Origin of the sequence: Novipirellula sp., from assembly GCF_041583735.1 — a bacterium.
Taxonomy (GTDB): domain Bacteria; phylum Planctomycetota; class Planctomycetia; order Pirellulales; family Pirellulaceae; genus Novipirellula.
This window is the reverse complement of the sequence record NZ_JBFHFD010000903.1, coordinates 1-2,637: the sequence shown is the minus strand read 5'-3', so window position 1 is coordinate 2,637 and position 2,637 is coordinate 1. Positions and strand designations below refer to the sequence as shown.

Sequence of the window (2,637 nt, the reverse complement as noted above, 5' to 3'; positions counted from 1 at the left end):
GAAGATGGCGAGCGTTTTTACCGCGATTTGACATGGCTTTGCTTGCATCAACACGGTGCCTTCAACAGCCCCGTCTGGTTCAACGTCGGATTGCACGCCCAATACAACGTCGTCGGTTCAAAATGCAACTGGCACTGGAACGAAGCCGAGCAAGACACCGCTCAACCCGAAAACCCCTACGAATATCCCCAGGGCTCGGCATGTTTCATCCAATCGGTTGATGACAACATGGAAGACATCATGCGGTTGGCTTGCAGCGAAGCGATGCTGTTCAAATTTGGTAGCGGCACCGGCACCGACTTGTCGACCATCCGATCGCAACGTGAAAAACTCTCGGGCGGCGGAACACCATCGGGTCCATTGTCCTTCATGCGAGTTTACGACTCGATCGCTGGCGTCGTGAAGAGTGGTGGCAAGACGCGTCGTGCGGCGAAGATGCAATCGTTAAAGGTTTGGCACCCCGATGTGCTCGAGTTTGTCGAGTGCAAATGGAACGAAGAGAAGAAGGCTCACGCGTTGATTCGCGAAGGTTACGAGTCGAACTTTAACGGCGAAGCATACGGCAGCGTGTGTTTCCAAAACGCCAACCTTTCGGTTCGCGTGACCGACGATTTCATGGAAACCGTTCGCGATAACAAACGTTGGCAAACTCGTTGGATCAGCGACAAAGTCAGCGAAGCGGCGCCCGAGTACGATGCGCGTGAACTGCTAAACAAGATGGCCGAGTGTGCTTGGCACTGTGGCGACCCAGGCGTTCAGTACGACACGACGATCAACAAGTGGCACACTTGCCCGAACAGCGGCGCGATCAACGCCAGCAATCCATGTTCGGAATACATGTTCCTTGACGACACCGCCTGCAACTTGGCGTCGATCAATTTGATGAAGTTCGTCAGCAAGACCGATGGCACGTTCAACGTCGAACGTTTCCGTTCGGCTTCGCGGTTGTTCTTCATCGCTCAAGAAATCTTGGTCGACCACGCCAGCTACCCGACTGAGCCGATCGCTCGCAATAGCCACAAGTATCGTCCACTTGGACTCGGCTATTCGAACCTCGGCAGCGTGATTATGACTTCGGGCTTGGCCTATGATTCGGACGCCGCACGCGGTTTGTGTGGATCGTTGACCGCACTGCTGCACGGCGAGGCCAATCGCACCAGTGCCGAAATCGCGGGCGTTGTCGGACCATTTGATGGTTACGCCGCCAACGAAGAGCCGATGCTCGGCGTTATGCAAATGCATCGCGAAGCTTGTGAACACATTCACGACGATGGTCCAGCCGAGCTGAAAGCAGCGGCCCGCGAACTTTGGGACGAAGTGCTCAAAATCGGCGAGAAGTACGGTTTCCGCAACGCGCAAGCCACCGTGCTCGCGCCGACCGGCACGATCAGCTTCATGATGGATTGTGATACCACCGGAATTGAACCTGACATCGCGTTGGTCAAATACAAGCAGCTCGCTGGCGGCGGGATGCTGAAGATCGTTAACCAAACCGTCCGTCTTGGACTGGCGAAACTGGGATACGACGAAGCACAAATCGAAGGCATTTTGGCCTTCATCGACGAAAATGATACGATCGAAGGGGCGCCGGACCTCGATCCCGAACACTTGAAAGTCTTCGATTGTGCCTTCAAGCCAAACGGCGGCGTTCGCAGCATCGCTTGGCAGGCTCACGTCACGATGATGGCCGCAGCTCAGCCGTTCCTCTCCGGAGCGATCAGCAAGACGGTCAACATGCCGACCGATGTGACCGCCAAAGACATCGCGGACGCTTACTTCTGGGGCTGGGAACTGGGACTCAAAGCGATCGCGATTTATCGTGACGGCAGCAAGCAGTCACAACCGCTGAACACCAAGAAGAGCGAAGACAAGGGAGCCGCCGTGTCGGCAACCACGATCACCAAAACGATCGAAAAAGTCGTCTTCAAACCGCGTCGCGAGCGTTTGCAAGACACTCGTCAAAGCTTGACCCACAAGTTCAGCATCGCCGGTCACGAAGGTTACTTGTGCGTCGGTTTGTATCCCGATGGTCGTCCGGGTGAGATCTTCATCACGATGGCCAAAGAGGGATCGACGATCGGTGGTATCATGGACAGCTTCGGCACCGCGCTTTCGATCGCACTGCAATACGGCGTGCCACTCGAAGTCCTGGTGAACAAGTTCAGCCACACTCGGTTCGAACCGATGGGGATGACAAGCAACAAGGATATCCGTATCGCGAAGAGCGTCGTCGATTATATCGCACGATGGTTGGGACTGACCTTCATGAGCGGCCACGGCGACTACTCGCCATCGGCCGTCGGTAGCGAAGTGGGTGACAAGACCAACAATGGCAACGGCCCCGTGGTCGCATCACCGAACCGTGTAACGCAAGAATTGAAAGAAGACGCCGGAGCGGCAGTGGCGATCGTCGAGCGAGCCACGTTCCTGGCGAGCTTGCAAGATTCCGGAGCCACTAGCGGAGCGGGCCAAGGTAACGGGCACTCGCAAGTCGAAACCACGGCAGCGTCCCAGGAGCAGCAGTTCGCTCGCTTCCAAATCGACGCTCCCTCGTGTGACAACTGCGGCTCGATCACCGTTCGCAACGGCAACTGCTACCTCTGTCACAACTGTGGCAACAGCATGGGCTGCAGCTAG

1 protein-coding gene is annotated in these 2,637 nt (G+C 56.2%); it reads left to right on the top strand.

Translation table 11 applies throughout. From position 1 onward, the window contains the following. Nucleotides 1-2,637: vitamin B12-dependent ribonucleotide reductase (locus tag ABX962_RS34390; protein WP_372726175.1), on the top strand; the 2,637-nt coding region annotated here is incomplete at its 5' end.